Consider the following 20,210-nt stretch of genomic DNA (forward strand, 5'->3'; position numbering starts at 1 on the left):
AGCAGGGATTGGAACGGCGTTCCAGATATGTCATCATAGGCGCATGTCTAAACGAGCTCATCAGACCACGCGGCGCGCGGACGCCCTTTCCAAGGCGCGGATTGTCAAGGCGGCGGTCGAGATTCTCGATGCGCGCGGGGAGGCCGCTCTGACATTTCGAGCGTTGGCGACACAGCTGGCGACGGGCAGCGGGGCGATCTACTGGCATATCGCCGACAGGAACGACCTGCTCGCCGCCGCGACGGGAGACGTTCTCGTCCGCGCCCTGGCGAAAGTGGCCAAGGAAGAGGAGCCAAGAGCAGCGATCCGCGCCATCGCGCTTGCGGTATTCGATGCGATTGACGCTCACCCCTGGGCCGGCGCTCACCTTTCCCGCGAACCATGGCATTCCGCGGTTGGAGAGATCTTCGAACGCATCGGCGGATGGCTCCAGCCGCTTGGTGTTCCTGCGGATGCACAATTCGACTGCGCCTCCGCGCTGACGAACTACATCCTCGGTGTGGCCGGCCAGAACGCGGCCAACGCCCGCACGCTTCCGGACGGAACGGATCGTAAGGCGTGGCTGGAAACCATAGCCACGGGCTGGATTCAGGATGATCCCGAAGCGCGTCCATTTCTTCGGCGGGTGGCGGCGCAGCTGAGCGAACATGACGATCGCCAACAGTTCATTGCCGGCGTCGACTTCATCCTGGCGGGCGCCTGCGTCGAGCGAAACGCTTGAGGCGGGACGGTGCTCATGCGCCGACAGCCATCTGGAGCGTAGCGCCGAGCTTCTTGGCCCTTAGGACGCAGGGAGGTCCTGCTGCCGCGCATAGCGCGCGGGCGGCAGCCCGACATGGCGGGTGAAGGCGACACTGAACGCGCTTGCCGAGCCGTAGCCGACGCGTTCCGCGATCTCGGCGATGCCAGCTTCGCTGCGCCGGAGCATGTTCTTAGCCAGAGCCATGCGCCAGTTCAGAAGATAGGCCATCGGCGCAAGACCGACGGCGCGACTGAAACGTTCGAAAAAGGCCGAGCGGGAAAGAGCCGCCTCCTTCGCCAGTTGTGCGACCGTCCAGACCTTGGTCGGGCTCTCGTGCATCCGGCGTAACGTCACGGCAAGACGTTCGTCAGCGAGCCCGCGCACGAGGCCGGGTGATGCAGGTGTCGCCGCCGTCGAGCGAAGTGCTTCTATCAGCAGGACTTCGAGCAAGTGGGTGAGGATGACGTCGCGTGCCGGCCGCCGGTCGCGGAATTCGTCTCTGACGAGCTCGACGAGGGTGGTAAGCCGAGGCTGGCCGCGGACATGCACGACCTGGGGAAGCAGCGACACCAGCAGGCCCGCATCGGCAGAATCGAAGCTGCAATGGCCCGCCAACATCGTCAGATCGGGCGGTTCGCTCTGATCGCCGATCCTGAATTCGCCCGAGCCAAGCGCAATGGCCACCGCTTCAGGGAAGTCGGTCGGGGGTGGCACGAGGCTGGACATTGCGACGCCGTAGGACTCGGGGACCAGGATGAAGTCGCCTGAGCGCACTTCGATCGGCTCGCGCCCGTCAATCGCGAGGCGGCAGGAGCCCTCAAGAACGACGCAATAGAAGGGCTGCCCGGTATCCGAACGGCGGATGTGCCAACTCCCGGCGCCGACGACGCGCTTCGCATGTCGGGCGCTCGGATTGAGCAGCGCAACGACCTCCGCCAGTGGATCGATCATATGTCGGACTTTCACTAATCAAACTTGGACTATTGATTATAGATGGTCCAGGCAAGTGGGTCTATCGTCTTCGTGTAGACAATCAAACCTGCGAGACCTGCATGAAGACCATATTGATTACCGGCTGCTCTTCCGGCTTCGGACTTGAGACCGTCAGATATTTCGTCGACCGCGACTGGACGGTCATCGCGACAATGCGCACGCCGCGCGAGGATGTGCTGCCCTCTTCAAAGAATGTGCGCGTGCTCGCGCTCGATGTGACCGATCCGGACAGCATCCATCAGGCCATCGAGGCTGCCGGGCCAATCGACGCCCTGGTCAACAATGCAGGCGTGGGCGCCGCGGCGCCGTTCGAGGTCATGCCCATGTCGACGATCCACGACGTCTTCGAGACGAACCTCTACGGTACGATGGCCGTCACGCAGGCGGTGCTGCCGCAGCTCAGGGAACGTAGGGGAGGGGTCGTCGTGAACGTTACGTCGTCCGTGACGCTGCGGGCGCTCCCGCTAGTCGCAGCCTACACGGCGAGCAAGGCGGCGGTGAACGCCTTTACCGAGTCCATGGCGCTGGAAGTCGCACAGTTCGGCATACGCGCGCACATCGTGCTACCCGGGCGCGCGCCCGAGACCCGCTTCGCCGAGAATGGCAGCTCCCGAATGCGGGGTCTCGACCACGAGGCCTATGCCGATCTCGTCAAAGGCTTCATGGCCCGCTTCAGCCTGCCGGGCCCGGTCACCCATTCGCGGGATGTCGCCGAAGCCGTGTGGCGCGCGGTGAACGATCCCTCGAGCCCCGTGCGGATCCCCGCAGGCGCCGACGCGGTGGCCTGGGCCGAGGCGAGCTGACCTGAAGGTCGCCACGCGATCACGCCCAATGGCAATGTCCTGCCCTTGGCACGGATTGATGTTCCTGCTTCCTGTTATTGATCGGTGACTCGCGTATGCTCGTCACATCGCATTGGGTGCGGAGGCCGGATGGGAGGAAGAGGCGCGTCGCGCCCACTCCCTCTCCGGAGCGGTTTGGCTGTCGGGCCTCAGGCCGCGGTAGCGATCTCACTGGCAAAGGCCCGGTAGGAATGCAGAGGGCGACCCAGGATCGTGATCAGCCGCTCCACGTCGCCGAGCTCGGGGATCATGCCATCGGTGACGTAGCGTTCGGCCATCAGACGCATCTCATAGGCCGTCCACTTCGGCATGAAGCTTGCCATGTTCTGCTCGAATCCGCTGGGATCGTCGCCGCCGTAGACAACCGGGCGGTCGAGCAGGTCCGACCAGATCTTGGCCACATCCGGGCCGGTCAGCGTGTCGGGGCCGACAAGGTTGATCGTCTCGATAGGTAGCTTGCGGGCAGCCTGGTCGCGGCGGATCAGTTCGATGGCGGCGACCTCGGCGATATCGCGGGCGTCGACCATGGCGACACCCTTATCGCCGATCGGCATCGGGTAGACGCCGTGATTGAGGATTACGTCCTTGATCATCAGCTCATTGTCGATGAAGTATGTCGGGCGCAGGATGGTGGCGCTGAAGCCCATCTGGACGAGCATGCGCTCAGCACCGAACTTGACGGCGAAATGCGGCACATTCACTGCACGATCGGCATCGAACACGGAAAGATAGACGACCCGTTCGACGCCCGCCTCGCGGGCGATGTTGAGCGTGATGATCGCCTGGGTGAATTCATCGCCGGTAACGGCATTCAACAAAAAGAGCGTGCTTACGCCGTGGAAGGCGTTGCGCAGCGCATCGATGTCGAGCAGGTCGCCTTGAGTAACTTCGACGCCGGCCGAGACATTGGCCCTTGAGGGATCGCGGGTCAGCACGCGAACCTTCGCGCCACGCTTGATGAGTTGATCCACGACGTGGTGGCCGACACGACCGGTGGCGCCTGTAACGAGAATGGTCATTGGGATTGCTCCGTTGAGGTGTTCAGTTGACAGTTATCAATTTAATGATCCAAATTGCGCCCGATAGACGTCATATTTGGACAGACTGTCTCGTTGGTGAAACACATGGATCTGCTCGCTCTCGCCGATTTCAATCTGGTCGCTCGCCACGGCGGGTTCGGCAGGGCTGCTCGCGCCACTGGCCGACCGAAGGCAACCTTGTCGCGGCGTGTGGCCGACCTTGAGGCGAGTCTCGACCTGCGTCTGTTCGAGCGCGGTGCACGGACGCTAAAGCTCACGGAGGAAGGGCGCGCACTCTTCGAGCGAACAGGCGCACTCCTGACCGAGCTTGACGAAACGGCGAAGGCTATCGCGTCGGGCGGACATAGCCCCCGAGGGCGGTTGCGGATCAGCGCACCCTTGCTGTTCTCCCAGACGGCAATGGGGAAGCTTGCGGCGGGATTCGTCCTGAAACACGCCGAAGTTCAGCTCGAGATCACGACGGAAGACCGGGCAGTCGATATGATCGAGGAGGCTTATGATCTGGTCATTCGCGTCAATCCGGAGCCGGACGAAAGCCTCGTTGGTCGCGTGTTCCTGCATGATCGGCTGGTGGTCGTGGCAAGCCCCGATCTACCGCGCCCGATGGGCCGCGACCCCGTTGCCGCCGTCACTCGTGGATCGATGGCCCAAGCTGAATTGTGGGAGGTCATGACCTCAGCGGGAAAATTGAGCATCGCGGCAAGGCCAGTTCTGAGCGTCTCCTCGTTCATTATGGTTCGTGATGCCGTTCGAGCGGGGGCGGGAGCGGCGCGTCTACCCCTATCGCTCGCCATTCCGGATTTGGCTACCGGCAGGCTGGTGAGCTGGGGTGAGCTAGAGGGGCTTCAAACCGCTCTTTGGGCACTATATCCAACGCGTCGGCTCCTCAGCGCGCGTGTTTCGGCATTCCTAGATTATCTGAAGGAGGCCTTTCCTCAAGGGACGCCCGACGAGCTTGCCGCCTTCGTTGAAGGATGAATGCAATCGCAATGGTTTATCGCGTAGAGATGGACCGAACGCGGCCGCACTCCATGATTGGGGATTAGTTTCGCCCATTCGATGTCTTCGCCAGCATCTCACTCAGCGTTGCCGCCGAGAGCATGGCTTCGGCTAAAAGTTTCTTGAGCTTCTGGTTTTCTTCCATCAGTGCTCTCATTCTTTTGGAATCGAGACCGGCATTTCCGAAATGAAGGGATTGCCACCGATAGAAGGTCGGCTCGCTGATACCGTGCTTGTGGCAAACATCAGCAACCGTCACCCCAGCCTGGTGCTCTTTCAGTATGCCGGTAATCTGATCGTCGTCGAATTTTCTCTTGCCCATCACCGCTTCAGTCCTCACGAAATGCTCTGTGGAAACTGTCGATAAGTGGTCTGATGGCATAGAATGCCACGCTGCTTTTGCCCGTTTCGATCAGTGTCTGCACAGGCATGCCTGCGACCAATTCGACATCGTTCATTTTCGCCAACCGCTCGTCCGTCACTCGGATCGTCGCGGCAAAGTATGGCTGGCCGCTCTGCGCATCGGTGAGGCGGTCCGCCGATACATACTCGACCCGGCCTTTCAGCAACGGAACGCGCCGCTGATTGTATGGAAGGAGGTGAACCTGCGCCTCAAGCCCCGCACGGACGAGATTGATGTCTTCCGGTCTGACGTGGGCGGACACGATGAGGCGATCGCTGCGCGGCACAAGATCGACGAGCGGCTCGCCCGCGCCGACCACTCCGCCGGCGGTGTGGATGCGCAGGTTCATGATTGTTCCGTCTTCGGGCGCCCGGATATCGGTCCTTGAAAGCTGATCGTCGATCGCCCACAAGCGCTCGCGCAACTGCATGATCTGACTTTCCGTGTCGCGCATACCCTGCGCGACTTCGCTCAGCCGGTCGCTCTCGAGCTTTGCGAGATCGGCCTGTGCCTCGCTGATCACCTGGTAGGCGCGCGAAATCTGGGCCTCCACCTGACCCCGCTGGCCGGCGAGGTCCGCTTTTTCCCGCTGGAGGTTGAGGACAGTATTTTTTCGTTCCAATCCCTTGGCGTTGAGGGCCGTAACCTGATCCAGTTCCTGCTGCGAGATTGCCGCCCTGTCGGTCAGTGCTGTCTTCTGCGCGCCAAGCCCTACGATTTCCTGCCGCACCTGTGCGATCTTCTCGCTGGTTATGCCAACTTCCGCCTGCATGACCTGACGACGCGCTTCGAAGATTTTCCGCTGTCCAGTCAGAATCGCGCCGACTGAGAGATCTCTGTCCATTGCCGACCTGAGGTCCTGCGGAAAAGCGATATGATCGGCGCCCGTCTGCTCGGCAAGCAGGCGGGCGCGGCTTGCTTCGGCGTCCCAAAGTTGCCCTTGAATATTGTCGCGCTCCGAGCGGGACTTGGTGTCGTCGAGTTCTATCACAACTTGCCCTGCCGTCACGGCATCGCCGTTCTTGACGAGTATCCGTCGCACGATACCGCCTTCCAGGTGCTGAATGGTCTTGCGGCTGGACTCCGGCTCGATGACGCCGGATGCAACTGCGGCGCTTTTCAGCGGCGCCAGCACCGACCAGATTCCCAATCCGACTATAAAGACTCCGATCAACAGGTTCCCCGTCCATATAACGCCCCTGAGCCGCGGCATGGGCGAAGGGGGAGCGGGTCCGCGCTGTTTCGTGCCGAGCACCGGCGCGTAAGCTGTCTGTTGCTTGTCTGTCGCCGTCGATCGTTCGGCAAAGCGCTGGCTCACTTTTGACGAACTTGAAAATCTCGCCAGCGTTGCATCCAGTTGCACAAGGGTCATGTCCCAGTCCCCTCTATGTTCCCGTTCGCGACGGCGGTTGAAGATAGGTTTCATAAATCTGCTCGCTGTCGCCGAAGGCAGCCACCGTCCCGTTGCGCATAATGGCGATCTTGTTGGTAACTGGTAGGATACCCATGCGGTGAGTTATGATAACAACGGTCATGCCCCTGGATTTCATGCGTTCAATTGCCTTGTGCAGCATGCGCTCGCCATCATAGTCCAGGCTAGAGTTCGGATCATCGAGAACGATGAGGGATGGATTTCCATAGGCGGCCCGTGCCAGCCCCAGCTGTTGGCGCTGAGCGCGAAGGAGCAGGCTACCACCTTCTCCAATATCGGTCTCGTACCCCTTTGGCAGCCGCATGATCGCCTCGTGCAATCCAACCAGCTTGGCTGCATCGATTACCCTGGCGGGATCTCCTCCATCCAGCCGGCCGATCACATCCTTGATTGCCCCGCCGAAAAGCTCGATGTCCTGCGGCAGATATCCGACGTGGTAGGCGCCTCCGCAAAGACGCAGAGCCGAAACATCTACCCCACCAAGAAGGGCGCACCCGCTTGTTGCTTGCACGACGCCCGCAATAACACGACCTAACGTCGATTTTCCCGATCCGGAAGGGCCGATGAGGGCAACGCAATCGCCAGGCGCCAGGCGCAACGTGATTCCGGTTAGTATCTGCCTGTTGGCGAATGGTTGAATATAGCCGACGTCTTCGAGAACCAGGCCATTGGGTTCCGGCTGAAGCACCGTTCGGGCATCGCGTTCCGACGCAACGGCGATCAGCATGCGGTTGAGGCGATTGAAGGCGTTGCGAGCAAACATTAGGGAGCGCCATGCGCCTATCGCGCCCTCGATCGGCGCAAGTCCGCGCCCGAGCAGCAGGCTGGCGACGAAGATGATACCGGGACTGCTGTTGCTCGAGAGCACCAGCCAGGTCGCGGATCCCATCAACAGGATCTGCGCCAGTGTTCGGATCGATTTGGAAAAACCAAGAATGATCTCCGTCCGATGCATCGCGATGTCTTGTGCTCGTCTTGCCATTTCCGCATCGCGATAGACCACTAGCGCGGCACCATATTCCATGCCCATCGCCCGGATCACCTCGATGTTTTTTAGGGCGTTCGCGAACCGCAGATAGCTTCTGGAGAGGGCAAGATTGGCGCTGGCAAGCGGTTCTTGCGTCGCTAGCTCCGTGAGGCAGGCAAACAGCAGAAGCGCTAATGCGCTCAGAAGACCGAGCGCCCCAAGCAGCGGATGAACAAGAAAGAGCAGGAGCAGGAAGATCGGTGCCCATGGGAGGTCAAAAAACAGGGAACTTGCCGGGGAATCGAGGAATTGGCGTAAGGTGGTCAGATCCCTGAAGCACTCCGTGGCGGCTCCTGCATCGGCGCGTGCGGCATATTCGAATGATGCGGTAAGCACCATGGGCCGTAGCCTGTGATCCAGCCAGCTGCCGATGCGCGAGAGGGCTGCCCGGCGCACAATGTCCAGCGTTGCGCCAACCACCACGGCGACGGCGATGACTATTGTCAACATCAGAAGCGTGTCGGCGCTGCGGCTCGACAGAACTCTGTCATAGATCTGCAGGAGATAAACGGAAGGCGCCAGAAGGAAGAGATTGTAGCCACAGCTATAGAGGAAAACCAGCCCAAGTGCTCCGGCGCAAGCCCGGAGCGCGATGACGAGCTGTGTCTGTTGGCGCGATGGCGTTACAGAAAGCGTTGCCATTATCCGATCTCGCTCCGCGTGAGACTGACAAGACGAGGCTGCCGATGGGTTCCGCAACCTATGAGGGTCGCCGAGTGAAGCCGGCGACCCTCTGGGTTTGGGGTTCATGAGCCAAGATGGCTGAGATCGATATGGCCGAAGTCGTTCGAGAAATGATCGAGAGCATTGTTCACTGTCGTCGTTGAGGGGTCCGTGTGAACGAGCGCTGCCGAGATGTCGCCGCCGCGAGCCAAGTTGCCGTTGCCGCCGTTGCCGCCGACGCCAGCAAGAATGGTGGCATGCTGATCTGCAAGAAGCTGAGTATATTGTGTCGCCGTGGTATCCGCGCTGACCGCCGCCGTGTCGCCGCCGCTCACGCTTCCCTGGCTGCCGTTGGAGTGAGAATCTCCTCCGGCGCCTCCCGCGCCGCTATTCGTGACCGCCGCTAGGAAGCCATTCTGGGCTTGCGCAAAGCCGCCAGGTCCGCCGCTGCCGGCGGTCCAATCTGCCATCTGCCCCACGTGATCGCCGTTGTGCAGATCGATGGATGCCCCGTCGACCGTTTGCGTATTGGCGACATACGCAACCGGATTGTAGTCAATATTGCCATGGCTGTTGCCATCGCCGCCGTTGCCGGCGCTCGCGTCGCCGGCAACCGGGTCACTGAAATGGATCGTGTCAGATATTTGTGGGATAGGCATTGATGTTCCTCCTTCGATTTCGTTTCGTCCGTGTGGTTCTACGGCATGGGTCTCCAGCGTCTCACCGCCCGCAATACAACCGCGGGTGAATATTACCCGCGGTCAAATCTGGGAGCTATCTAGATATTCGGTGACGCTCCTTCAGGCGTATGCTTGGAGATGAGCGCAATTTGACCTCGGCGCGTCGTGGTCGGCACCAGATGAGATGGTCATGATCGGGCCTGCGGCCCGATCGACACGCCTGATCTTTCGAAGCAAAGGAGGTTCAAGCAAACAGGCGGCATTCGGGTCTCTGCTGCAAGGCCGGTTTGGCGCCCTCGAATTCTCATCGCGGGGCGCTCGATCCATGATAGCCAAATGGCTAGGACGCTAGCCGGCAGGATGTAGACGAATTACAGGCTCTGCTTTTCTCACGTTCAGGTGCACAATGTCCGAAAAATCCTGTCTGCATAAGTTGCTCGCCTTGTGGGATGTTCGGTTGATTTGCAATGGAGATGGTTATGACGGACACCCGTCCCTTATTGGAAGACTTACCCAAAACAGGCACCGATCAAAACCTCACCTCCAATTCGGCAGCGGGGCACCTGGCTCTGGTGCCAACCTGGCTTCCACTGGATGTCGCGTCGGGTCCGAACTACAACTCAGCTGGTAGCGGCGGCGACGGGATAAGCGAAGGCGTGATCGACAGCAACGCGCTGGCCGTCTTCGTGCCTTCCAATGCTGCCATTGCGGGACCTCATTCGAGCGCGGACGCCTTCCAGGGTAACGATGCGCTGGTCAACCAGCATCCCACCGAAATGGCTGGGATCGGCGGGAATGGCGGAAGTGGCAATATTGCGATTGGCGGCGGCGACGTCAGTCATGCCGGCACCGGTGGCAACGGCCTCTTTTTTGGCGGTCTCGTGAGCACTGATGTTGCGGTGTTTGCTCCCGTGAACACGGCTGTGGCGGTTGGCCATGGCGCTGAGGCTCACGCCGATCAATCGAACAACGCTTTGTTCCTGCAGGGGGCAACCCAGATGGGCGGCATCGGTGGCTCCGGCGGCGATCATAATGTCGCGATCCACGACTCGACGATGAACCCGGGAACCGCGGTTACGTTTACCGGTGACAATTATGCGGGGCATGGCGGCAACGGAGTTTTCGTCGGCAGCATGGTCGATGTGAACGTGGCCATTTTCTCCCCGATCAACATCGCGGTAGGCGCCGCAGGCGGTTCGGCCGAAGCCCATCAGACAAACAATGCGGTTTTTGATCAGGGCACGATGCAGATTGCCGGCATCGGCGGCAACGGTGGTGGCTTCAACATGTCATCGGGGACGATTTTTACCGGCAGCCATGAAGCTGGCGGTGGTGGCGTTGGATCATCGACCGGCAGCATGGTCGACATTAATCTCGCCTATTTCCATCCCATCAATATCGCAGTTCCTGCCGGTGGGACGGCGGACGCCCAGCAGATCGACCATGTTCTCTACGATCAGCATGCACTTCAATTGGCCGGCGTCGGCGGCCACGGTGGCGGCGGCAATCTTACGGACGCCCATTCGGCTCTCGTAGACGACATTCTGGGCTTCGTACATACCTGACAGATAGTCTCCTTGCGGGCATTGTGAAGGCTCAACTTCATGAAGCCATTCTCCGCGCCTTTAAGAACCATATGCTGGATTGCTTCATCCGTTTGGCCTTGCCTCTCGGAGAGGCATGGCGCGGAATGCCCGGTCACCGAGACGCCGAGTATTCCCCTCGTAACCCAATTTATGTTGTTATAAATCTCGATCGTTCTAGGCTGTTGTGTCTGATCGGAACCTATAGGTGCCAATACAGTATTGAGGCTGCTTTAAGTTGAAGGACGTGCTTGAACTGAATCTCATTGACAGATAATGATATTCTGTCTGTTTTTCCTGTGATGTATTTCTCGAATATCATATGTATTTTTAATGTCACCGATAGCTTTGTTGACACGCTTTCTGCATATGAATTCAACGAAGTGAATCGATGCAACATATATTAGTGAATAATGATTTCAGTGCGATATACATGCAAAGGTTGACTGTCCTTGAGCCATTGCACTCTATAACAACTCTCGTGATAGATAAGACTATTGATATCGATAGTACCTCTTTTTCATGTCATGACATGAAACGAGAGCGGAAATAATCTGGGTTGCGGTTGGGCTGCAGATATTCCGGGGAGCGGTCAAGTGTCCAACAGTGCCAAATCCAAGCGTCATATGGGGCGCAATATACCAACTATTGTCGTTATTCAGCATTCCACATTGGCGCGTACGACTGTGGTGAAGCTTCTTGAGCGTGAATTCGCCGGCTGGAATTTTGTCGACATGATCTCGACGGAAAGTCTCGATAGAGCCCTTGGTGCCGAGGTACGTTTGATTGCGCTGGATCTGGCCGGCAGAGGTGTCGAGAGTGCAAGCCTGCGTAATGATCTCGCCGCGATTGCCGCGCGCTTTCCCCAGGCTCCCATCACCCTGCTCTTAGGTACGGATGATGTCGACATAGTCCGTCAGGCGCTCAAAATGGGCATCCGCGGTTTCTTTTCGACTTCACTTCCCATTGATATCGCCCTTGCCGGCCTTCGTCTCGTTCTGGCGGGAGGAACATTCTGCCCGCAGCTGTTAGGCGTTGTTGCAGATGAATCAAGCGAGCATGTTCCGGCCAGAAACGAGGTGGAGAAAAACCTGGATGAAAGGACGCAATATTGGACGATCGCCGATTTCACTCCCAGGGAGGCGGAGGTCCTCGCGGAGTTGCAATGTGGCTGCTCGAACAAGGTTATTGCAGGAAAACTCAATTTGTCGGGGCATACGGTGAAGATGCATCTGCAACACATAATGCGTAAGTTGCAGGCGCAGAACCGGACTGAGGTGGTCGCTCGCCTGGTTCGACGAGCCGAGAGCGGGCATGACGCCTCCGCGAATTAGGGTGGTATCGCACGTGCCAAGATGGTCGATGCGGGGCTGCGTGACAGACCATTCCTTATCCTTGACCTTTCCTATGGACGTCCATTGCGGAACATGAGTGCCGGCAAAGAACATCCACAGCTTGTCTTCGCTGCATGCGAATCAGGCAGTTGGGAGTTGCCGCCTCCCCGCCCGCTTTGCGAATCCGGCTCGGCGAAGCTGGTGACCGCCCTTAAGAAAGGCGCCCCACGATAAACGCTCTTTCACGATGACCAGACACCCCTCCAAGCGGCTCCTTCAAAGCCTCGATCTCCTGGCGCCAAGCCAATACCAATCTAGCCGGCTTGCGACCGACATGCAAAGCCATCCGGCTGGATGCGGAGAGTGACGCATGTTTTCATTTGAAACCTAATTCCAGTACTAAGGCGGAAGACCGGCTTACGGATCTGATCATCCTTTTGGAGTAGCGCCGTCAGCAGAAGGTGGAAATCTGGGGGGAATCCGCGCCGACGCTGCGTTTCATCTACTTCTTTATGATGAGTTTCGAAGCTGTAGATCATACGATGGTGGTATTTAGCAAGATAATTAATCGTATAAGTTGCGAATGGTCGGTTTCGCCAAGCTCCCAGGAGCCAAGGATGCACAAATAATGCCACGTGTTTCACTTGCGCGCGCTGGACTTCGCTTCTCACCGTAGCGGATATAACGGCTGCTATTGTAGCGGGATGGACTGAAAGGCTGATCCCAATTCGTAAGATGGCCCCTTCAGATTGCTGGTCAAATATTGGGCATCTGCGGACCATGCCGTTAGCACAATCTTAACGATATTGCGGCGCACAAAAAAACCGTGCAACGATCGCTGCATTCTTTCGGGAGGAATAATATAGCGCATTCATCAAAGGATCTATGGCTATGTTTTTCTTTAGAAAAAGCAAAGATGGCAGAAATAATGATGCATCGGTGAGATTGGCATCTTACGCTGTACTTGGTGTAATGGGTACAGTATTTGCCTCATCCGCATTCCCTCCATTCTTCACATCGACTTCTACTCGCGCTGTGATCAACGCACCGCTCGTGCCGCTGACAACGCCGATCAGCGGCAAGGTGACGTCGCTCGGCGCAGCGGGCGAAATAACGGTCGAGAACGATCGCGTCGACAATTCGACCTTGATCGGCTTGAAGGTTCAGCTTGCCGCGCTGCGCAACGAGATGGAACAGAAGAATTCGATCGTCGGCGACTACGCCCAGCGTATCGGCGACCTTGAAAACGATCTTTCCGGCCAGCAGGCGGCACTCCTCGTCAGGATCACCGCGGATCTCAAGGCCGCCGAGGCGGCTCTGGAGATGGTGACCTACTCGTCCCGCATCGCGAAAGCCGAGGCGGCGCGCAAACTCAGGCTCATGGCTCGGGGTATCGCCGCCGGCAGCGAAGGCGAGGTCGCCGATACGGTTCGTCTGGAGGACACCAAGCTTGAAGCCGCCAAGCTCGCCGTGGCCAAGCTCGCCTCGGAACTCGATTTTGCCCGACAGGGTGTTTATGTTGGCGCCGACCTGCAGTCGCTGCAAAATCTCCAGCAGGAAATCCGCACGCGCAAGGCCGACCTCCTGCAGATCAAGTTGCAGATCGCGACGATGCGCACGAAAGAGACCGAGCTCGGCTCGCTCGTGATGACGGAGGCATCGCGGGTCGACAGGCTGGCGCGGGCCGATTTGCACGTTCCCTCGACGAGCCAGCTTTACAAGCCGGTGGCTGCATCCGGACGCGAGGTCACGGCTGGCGACACGCTCGCTGAAACGCTCGACTGCCGCGACGCCTTTGTCGTCGCAATCTTTTCCGAGCGGCAGGCGCAAGCCCTCGTCGTGGGGTCGAAGGTTGATGTCAATGCCGAAGGTTGGCCTCAAGCGGCAAGCGGCGTCGTCGAGCGGCTGGTTCCGCGTACGACCGACAGGGTGGATCTCGATTACGCCGTTCCTTTCCCGCCGACGGAGCGTCGCGAGCTCTATGCGTACATCCGCCTGACCGAGCCTGGCACGGCAGACTTGCGAGGCAGTCCGTTCTGCTCTGTCGGCACGTGGGTCGACGTGACGATGCCCCAGGAATGGCTTCAGAAAACGCAGCATTATATACGCGAGGCATCGACATCGCTCATTGGCGTAGCCCAGGCATCCGCCGCGCAATGGCCCGCGGCTGAGACAAAACTGACCGGTCTCGTCCGGCGGTCGGCCGAACAGTTCGGCGTGCTCAATTTGGAGGAGCGCCTTGCAAAGGGCCCTCGGGACATCCGCGCCAGCTGGAGGATCCTCTATCCCCAGCCTCGGCGTGCCGAGGCGCATGCCGTCGAGCTCCTTAACGAGCGAATGAGAGCTGCGCCGGTGAAAAGCTGACGCAAGTCGCTGCGGCACCCGGCGGCCCGTGACCGATCGCATCCAGGCTGAAGTCAGGGAGAAACAGACCGTGTTCTTTAGTTCCGACGACGACTTATTCAGTGTTCTGACCTTCGATCTTGTCATCGCCGCTTGCGCGATGTTGTTCGCGATGCTCGCAAACCCGAAGAAACCGTTCGAGCGGGCGGCATTCAGTCTGCTCATGCTCTTGTCGCTCGGGCTCTATCTTTCGTGGCGCGCCCTCGACACGCTTCCGCCCTTCGAGTTTTCCGCCGAAGTGCTCTGGAATTATGTTTACTTCCTCTTCGAGGCGGTGTCGGTGCTTTACGCCATCGGTTCGATCCTGATCCTTCTGAGAACGACTGACTGGAAGAGGGAGGCCGATCTCGGTGAAAAGGAACTGGCGGCCAAGGCCGACATTCCTTTCGTCGACGTTGTCATCTGCACCTATAACGAGCCACTGAATGTCCTGGAAAAATCGGTCATATCCGCCCAGGCGATGAACTATCGCAGGCTTCGTGTTTTCGTCTGCGACGACACTCGTCGCCAGGAAGTGCGCGACTATTGCGCACGCGTCGGTGTGAACTACCTGACGCGTCCGGATAACAAGCATGCCAAGGCCGGCAATTTGAACAATGCCTTGAATCATACGAACGCGCTCGCCGAGACTTCCGATTTCATCATGGTTCTCGATGCGGATTTCGCCCCTCAAGCAAATTTCCTGAACCGAGTTATCGGTCTCTTCAAGGACGGGAAGGTCGCCGTCGTGCAGACGCCGCAATTTTATTTCAACAGCGATCCGATCCAGCACAATCTCGGCATCCGACGCTCCTTCGTCGATGACCAGCGTGTCTTCTTCGACACGTTCCAGCCCGCCAAGGATGCCGTCGGATGCGCGTTCTGCGTGGGCACCAGCTTCGTTGTGCGTCGCGCCGCCGTCAACGAGATCGGCGGCTTTCCGCATGATGCGCTGTCCGAGGACATGCTGCTTACCTACCGCCTGATGGAGCGGGGCTATGTGACCCGGTGGCTGAACGAGAAGTTGAGCGTCGGCCTGTCGGCCGAAGGCATTCCCGAATACATCACCCAAAGGACCCGCTGGTGCCTCGGCACGATCCAGATCGGCCTGCTGCGCAACGGTCCGCTCTGGCGCGGCAACTTCACCCTCATCCAGCGTCTGCATTATCTGCACGGGCTATTCTGTTGGCTGTCGAAGCCTTTCATCCTCTGCCTTTTGCTGGCGCCGTCCGTCTATTGGCTGACCGGAGTTTCGGCGCTGCAGGCTGACGAACTGCTTTTCATGAAATACGGCCTCAGCTCGCTCTTCCTGTTTTGGACCTATTCGACGTGGATCTCCGAAAGGCGCACGCTGCCGCTCTTCACAGAGGTTACACATGCGCTGACCGCTGTGCCGATCACCATCACTCTCTTCCAGGCGATCCGCAAGCCGTTTGGCCGCCCTTTCAAGGTGACCGAGAAGGGAGGGGACAGGTCCGCGATCCGCGTTCACCGCCCAACGGCATTGTTTTTTGGTTTCGTAGCGGCCATGTCCGGACTGTCCGTCGTCAGGATCGTCTATGGTTGGGATGCACCCGTCGAATTTTCCGCACGCGAGTGCCTTAATCTCGTCTGGTCGTCAGTGGCGATGATCATTGCGTTCACGAGCCTGCTTTGTTGCATCGAGCTGCCGCGTTTCGGCCAGGAGGAACCGATCGAAGTCCGGCTTCGCGGACGGCACCGGGCCAATGGGCACATCGCCGACGTGACGATAACGGCCGTGTCCACCGAAGGCGTGACGCTGGCGGAACACGGCCCGACCGGTGCGGAGGACGAGGCGGTGTTCATCCCGGAAATCGGCTGGATTTCCTCCTCGGTCAGAGCGGCGCCATCGTCGACGGCTTTCTGCCTTATGCCGACGCCGGAGCAGCACAATGCCATCCTGCGGCTGCTTTTCAGGAGCGCGCCCGACAACGTCGCGGAACGGGGAGTCTTGCGCAAATCGATGCAGATGCTCTTGTGGCGCGCCTTTTCCTGATCGGCGGGCAGGACCATTCGACAGACCCAGGGTGATATATGCGAAGCTTTTTCAGGGCCTTTCTGGCTGGCGCCGTCGTCGCATGTTGGGTAAATGGGGCATGGGCAGGCGAGGAACGGCATGTTCAACTCGCCGCAAGGCTTTGCGCCGGCCTCGTTACTCATATGAGCGGCGAGCCGGCGCAGCCTTTCGTCTTTCGCAGCTACGAGCCTCTGGCCGATGCTTCCCCGCTCCATCCCGCGCTCGAGAATGCGGGCTTCACCTATGACAACGCACTGGCGGTCATGGCGCTATATGCCTGTGGCCGAAAATCGGAAGCGAGCCGGGTCGCCGATGCATTGGTGCTCGCGTTGAACACGGATCGATTTTATCACGATGGGCGGCTGCGAAACGCCTATCGCGCCGGCCCGGTTGAGGATAACGGCAGCATGCTGCTTCCGGGCTATTGGAGCCCCGTTAGCAAGTCTTGGATTGAAGACGACTATCAGGTCGGCAGCGCGACGGGCAGCACGGCCTGGGGGGCGCTGGCACTGCTGACCGCCTACGAACAGACCGGCCGAAGGCCCTATCTGGATGCCGCTCGGACAATCATGGACTGGATCCATCGCAGCACCGCAGATCCGCAAAATCCCGGTTATTTCGGAGGCTTTTTTGGTCAGGAGCCCTCACCGGAACGCATAGGCTGGAAATCCACGGAACATAACCTCGATGTCTATGCGGCGGATCGCTGGCTTGCCGAGCTCGATCCCATGGGCGACTGGATGCATCACGCCGAGAAAGCGCGCGCGTTTCTGGAGGCCATGTGGGATTTCGAGGACGGTCGTTTCTTTGTCGGCAGCCTGCTCGACAGCGCCGCACCGAATACGAGGATGTCGGGTCTCGACGCCGAATTGTGGCCGCTCATCGCCGTGCCGGCCTACGCGTTCAGGCGCGCGCGCGTCCTGGAATGGACGAAACGCAATCATGGCGTTGATGGTGGTTTCGACTTCAACAACGACCGCGACGGCATCTGGCTTGAGGGCACTGCCCAGGCCGCCCTCGTGTTTCGTCTGAGCGGCAGCGCGAAAGAGGCCGAACCTTTGTTCGAAACGATTTCCAGGCAAGTTGCCCCCGACGGGCTGCTCTATGCCACGGTCAACGCTGAGCTATCGACCGGCCTGAAGGTTGGGCCCGACTCCGCCTCCGTTGACTTCAAGTACTTCCGCCTTCCCCATATAGGAGCGACGGCATGGGCCGTGCTTGCCGCGCTGAAGCGCAATCCTTTCATAGGCACGGCCGGTCAGTCGGCGAACCGTTAGAGATCCCGGAAAAGTACGAAGCGGTGTTCGTCCGGAATTGCGAAAAAAAACAAAGGGCGATTTCCTGATTGGATGAAGCGCCGAACCGCCCTGGAATAGACCACGCCACCGGGCGGCGATTGGGAAAGGTTTCAGTGGTCTAAGATGAATTGCCGTGCCCGGTGGGCCCAGGCAGGGCGGCTGCGTAGCACTATCGCGCATGTCGGCTGTGAACTTGAGTTCAGTAACTTGCACGATTCAATCTGTCATTGTGCTGCGGTTTTGTGAATGCCGCCAGGCGTATCCGAAGACGGGCACGCGGAATCACAACTGGGTCTTTCGCGCCAACTAATCGCAGACGGTTTCGCGCACCACCACCCGATGATGATGGCGGTAGCTGTAGCGTCTCTCGGTCCAGCACCGGCGATGATATCTGTAGCGTGGGCCGTCATAGTACCCATCATCCGCGTAGGCCGGCGGAGCACGATAATAACGCGGCGGCGGCGCATCATAGTCGTAGCGAGGCCCAACTCCGTATTCAAAGTAGACCTGAGAGAATGCCGGGGACGCGGCCAAGGTCGTGGCGAGCGCCAACGCTGCGATTACGATTCTTTTCATGTCTTTCCATTCCGATTCATGTACAGCTGCGGCGCGCTAACCCGCGCCCTAAATGTAGTATGCCATGAGCACTGCTCGTGAATACGGACGAAAGTCCCGATCAAGTAGGGACTTAGGCCTAAGAGCTCCCGAATGCTTTGTTCGCTAGCGTTCATAGAAGTTGGTGGACTCGTCTTTCTCGAAGCGTAAGATGAAGTATCGGCACCAACCGAATACGTAGGCGGTGGCGACGGAGGGCTTAGACGTGCTCCCGCCTGCAAGACCGAGGGAGCGGTATTATGCCCTTTCGGAAATACGCATCTATTCCAGATGATCCCAATTTTCGCGAAGCGTTAATGGTTTGGGCTCGCAAGTTTACCAGATCCGAGGCGGTCGCGAGACGTGTCACTCGACGGACGATTGATGTGTTGTGCGACAATCCAAGCCTCCTCGACGGACGCGACATAAACGAAGCGATTTTCATGCTGTTGCGGCGGCACGCGTTCGATGAAATCGAGTGGTCGTCCGAGCAAGGCCATCAAGGTGATGGGGCCATGTCCGAGAAGCAGCCGATGTGGTGATAGAGCGCTGCATCGTAAAGCCGCATCTTCCCGAAACAGAAAAGCCGCGGGATCACTCGGTAGTCCGCCCATCAGCAGGTCGGAACCTGCATTTCATTGCATATACTCTGATTCTCCCATGGAAGCCCGCCAGCGAATAGTGTCGTGATCCACTGTATAAACGCTTCAGTTCGTGCCGGCGTGAATTTCGCGGACGGACGGACAAGATGGATCCCCCCATCGATCTCGAACTGCCACTCAGGTAGGAGCCGGACGAGCGTCCCGGCAGCGAAGTCACGGACCATGGACCACTCGCCGAAGCCGACGATGCCGATTCCCTGCCGTGCCGCTTCGAGCAGCGTGTCGATGTCGTTCGATCGATAGCTTCCGGAAGGCAGGATCGTCTCGCGCAGCGGGCCCTTCCGCATGCGCCACTCCGGCACCAGCACTGGCCCGGTATATCGAAGGAGGTTGTGATCCACGAGCGCGCGCGGAGAGGCGGGAATCCCGTGGCGATCGAGATAATCCGGTGATGCGCCGAGAACGATCCGGTGGTCGCCCAGCTTGCGTGAAACAAGACGGCTGTCACCGAGCGTTCCAAGGCGTACTGCTGCGTCAAATCCTTCGCCGATGAGATCGACATGCCGCTCGGCGTAGTCGACCTCGATGTCAAGGCCTGGATATCGGCGAGCAAAAGCTGGCATCGCAGGCGCCAGCCATTGCCGGCCCATCGCCGCCGGGAAGGCCAGGCGCAGCCGACCTTTGAGCTCGATACCGCCGGCGGCCGCCTCCTGCTCGGCCTCTAAAATGGCGTTGGTTGCACTTAGAATGCGTTCCGCGAGCTGGGCACCGGCTTCCGTTAGTCGAACCCGCCGTGTCGTTCTTTCGAGCAGACGCACGCCGAGGCGTCGTTCCAGCGCGGCGATACGTTTGGACACAATGGTCGGGTGTCGGCGGAGCATGGCGGCTGCCGCGACGAATGAGCCTTCCCTGGCAACAGCCACGAGTGCTGCAAGTTCGTCGGTCCGCGCTTGTTCGAGATACATGATTATCGGATCGCCTCCAAATCGCTTTCAGAGAAGCAGGATTGCTGCACATATTGCAGCATTATAATGCGACGAACCCTAATTTTCCTAGCTCCACAGTGAGGCTACCTCTGTTTCGACACGGCAGCGATGCGATTGCCGTCCGGATACGAGACGAAAAGGAAAACCACGATGACGACTGTGAATGAACGTCTGGAATGGCGCTATGCGACCAAGAAATACGACCCGAGCAGGAGCGTCGCCCCCGACACGCTCTCGCGCATTGTCGAGGCGGTGCGCCTAGCACCCACGTCGAGCGGGCTTCAGCCCTTCGAGCTGATTGTCGTAAGCAACCCGGACGTCCGCACGAGAATTCGAGCCGCGGCCTGGGATCAGGCGCAAATCACCGACTGCTCGCACCTGCTGGTTTTTGCGGCCTGGGACGACATCACTGCTGCTCGCGTCAACATGATGTTCGACCTCACCAATGAGGTTCGAGGCTTTAGAAACGAGGGCTGGGTGCGTATTCCGACGAAGCCGGCCATCGATTCCGATTTGAAGCCGGCCAGTCATTCCGATTTCATTCCGGCCGGCGTTCCGATTTGAAGGCGGCC

17 protein-coding genes and 1 pseudogene are annotated in these 20,210 nt (G+C 59.2%); 10 read left to right on the plus strand and 8 right to left on the minus strand.

All coding sequences use genetic code 11. The annotated features are described in order from the left end of the window. Positions 1-43 precede the first annotated feature (43 nt). On the plus strand, positions 44-721 hold the full coding sequence (locus FBZ99_RS30920; protein WP_173002554.1) for a TetR/AcrR family transcriptional regulator: 678 nt from the start codon (positions 44-46) through the stop codon (positions 719-721). Positions 722-781: 60 nt separating this feature from the next. Here the strand turns inward: FBZ99_RS30920 and FBZ99_RS30925 are convergent, their stop codons facing one another. Beyond that, the gene (locus FBZ99_RS30925) at positions 782-1,693 is read right to left on the minus strand and encodes an AraC family transcriptional regulator (protein WP_145636692.1); all 912 of its coding nucleotides are present in this window, start codon (positions 1,691-1,693) and stop codon (positions 782-784) included. A 101-nt stretch (positions 1,694-1,794) separates the two neighbouring features. Here FBZ99_RS30925 and FBZ99_RS30930 point away from each other — a divergent pair, with 101 nt between their 5' ends. Next, positions 1,795-2,538 carry an SDR family oxidoreductase gene (locus tag FBZ99_RS30930; protein WP_145636741.1) on the plus strand — a complete coding sequence of 248 codons (744 nt, stop codon included), beginning with the start codon at positions 1,795-1,797 and terminating at the stop codon, positions 2,536-2,538. 188 nt (positions 2,539-2,726) lie between these two features. On the opposite strand, the gene FBZ99_RS30935 is transcribed toward FBZ99_RS30930, so the two are convergent. Next, positions 2,727-3,596, minus strand: a complete 870-nt coding sequence (locus FBZ99_RS30935) for an SDR family oxidoreductase (protein ID WP_145636693.1) — start codon at positions 3,594-3,596, stop codon at positions 2,727-2,729. 105 nt (positions 3,597-3,701) lie between these two features. On the opposite strand from FBZ99_RS30935, the gene FBZ99_RS30940 reads away from it, so the two are divergent. Then, positions 3,702-4,595, plus strand: a complete 894-nt coding sequence (locus FBZ99_RS30940) for a LysR family transcriptional regulator (RefSeq protein WP_145636696.1) — start codon at positions 3,702-3,704, stop codon at positions 4,593-4,595. Positions 4,596-4,659: 64 nt separating this feature from the next. On the opposite strand, the gene FBZ99_RS30945 is transcribed toward FBZ99_RS30940, so the two are convergent. The 4 genes from FBZ99_RS30945 to FBZ99_RS30960 all read right to left on the minus strand — a co-directional run bounded on the left by FBZ99_RS30945 (position 4,660) and on the right by FBZ99_RS30960 (position 8,800). Further along, positions 4,660-4,938: a transposase gene (locus FBZ99_RS30945; protein WP_069614130.1), complete on the minus strand. Its 279-nt coding sequence runs from the start codon at positions 4,936-4,938 to the stop codon at positions 4,660-4,662. A gap of 7 nt (positions 4,939-4,945) precedes the next feature. Next, a complete protein-coding gene (locus FBZ99_RS30950) occupies positions 4,946-6,391 on the minus strand; it encodes an HlyD family type I secretion periplasmic adaptor subunit (RefSeq protein ID WP_145636699.1) in 1,446 nt (481 codons plus the stop codon). Between the two features lie 13 nt (positions 6,392-6,404). Next, the gene (locus FBZ99_RS30955; RefSeq protein ID WP_113352111.1) at positions 6,405-8,120 is read right to left on the minus strand and encodes a type I secretion system permease/ATPase; all 1,716 of its coding nucleotides are present in this window, start codon (positions 8,118-8,120) and stop codon (positions 6,405-6,407) included. 104 nt (positions 8,121-8,224) lie between these two features. Continuing rightward, entirely contained in the window at positions 8,225-8,800 is a 576-nt protein-coding gene (locus FBZ99_RS30960; protein WP_113331788.1) for a PE-PGRS family protein, read from the minus strand. A 500-nt stretch (positions 8,801-9,300) separates the two neighbouring features. Between FBZ99_RS30960 and FBZ99_RS30965 the strand changes: the two genes are divergently transcribed. The 5 genes from FBZ99_RS30965 (at position 9,301) to FBZ99_RS30985 (ending at position 17,435) form a co-directional block, all read left to right on the plus strand. Continuing rightward, the gene (locus tag FBZ99_RS30965; RefSeq protein WP_113352110.1) at positions 9,301-10,386 is read left to right on the plus strand and encodes a hypothetical protein; all 1,086 of its coding nucleotides are present in this window, start codon (positions 9,301-9,303) and stop codon (positions 10,384-10,386) included. A 644-nt stretch (positions 10,387-11,030) separates the two neighbouring features. After that, positions 11,031-11,738, plus strand: coding sequence for a response regulator transcription factor (locus FBZ99_RS30970; RefSeq protein WP_113352109.1), 708 nt, complete (start codon positions 11,031-11,033; stop codon positions 11,736-11,738). Between the two features lie 1,035 nt (positions 11,739-12,773). After that, positions 12,774-14,102, plus strand: coding sequence for an HlyD family efflux transporter periplasmic adaptor subunit (locus tag FBZ99_RS30975; RefSeq protein ID WP_113391154.1), 1,329 nt, complete (start codon positions 12,774-12,776; stop codon positions 14,100-14,102). Positions 14,103-14,172: 70 nt separating this feature from the next. Next, the gene (locus tag FBZ99_RS30980; protein ID WP_145636702.1) at positions 14,173-16,137 is read left to right on the plus strand and encodes a glycosyltransferase family 2 protein; all 1,965 of its coding nucleotides are present in this window, start codon (positions 14,173-14,175) and stop codon (positions 16,135-16,137) included. A gap of 38 nt (positions 16,138-16,175) precedes the next feature. Further along, a complete protein-coding gene (locus FBZ99_RS30985) occupies positions 16,176-17,435 on the plus strand; it encodes a hypothetical protein (RefSeq protein ID WP_145636706.1) in 1,260 nt (419 codons plus the stop codon). Between the two features lie 327 nt (positions 17,436-17,762). On the opposite strand, the gene FBZ99_RS30990 is transcribed toward FBZ99_RS30985, so the two are convergent. Then, entirely contained in the window at positions 17,763-18,032 is a 270-nt protein-coding gene (locus tag FBZ99_RS30990) for a hypothetical protein (RefSeq protein WP_113391152.1), read from the minus strand. Between the two features lie 278 nt (positions 18,033-18,310). On the opposite strand from FBZ99_RS30990, the gene FBZ99_RS30995 reads away from it, so the two are divergent. Next, positions 18,311-18,592: a hypothetical protein gene (locus FBZ99_RS30995; protein WP_145636709.1), complete on the plus strand. Its 282-nt coding sequence runs from the start codon at positions 18,311-18,313 to the stop codon at positions 18,590-18,592. Between the two features lie 71 nt (positions 18,593-18,663). On the opposite strand, the gene FBZ99_RS31000 is transcribed toward FBZ99_RS30995, so the two are convergent. Continuing rightward, on the minus strand, positions 18,664-19,617 hold the full coding sequence (locus tag FBZ99_RS31000; RefSeq protein ID WP_113391150.1) for a LysR family transcriptional regulator: 954 nt from the start codon (positions 19,615-19,617) through the stop codon (positions 18,664-18,666). Positions 19,618-19,788: 171 nt separating this feature from the next. Here FBZ99_RS31000 and FBZ99_RS31005 point away from each other — a divergent pair. Next, positions 19,789-20,115: pseudogene (locus FBZ99_RS31005) on the plus strand (nitroreductase family protein); the annotation flags it as partial. Positions 20,116-20,210: the final 95 nt, after the last annotated feature.

Source organism: Rhizobium sp. ERR 1071 (assembly GCF_007828675.1).
In the GTDB taxonomy this organism is placed as follows: Bacteria; Pseudomonadota; Alphaproteobacteria; order Rhizobiales; family Rhizobiaceae; genus Rhizobium; species Rhizobium dioscoreae.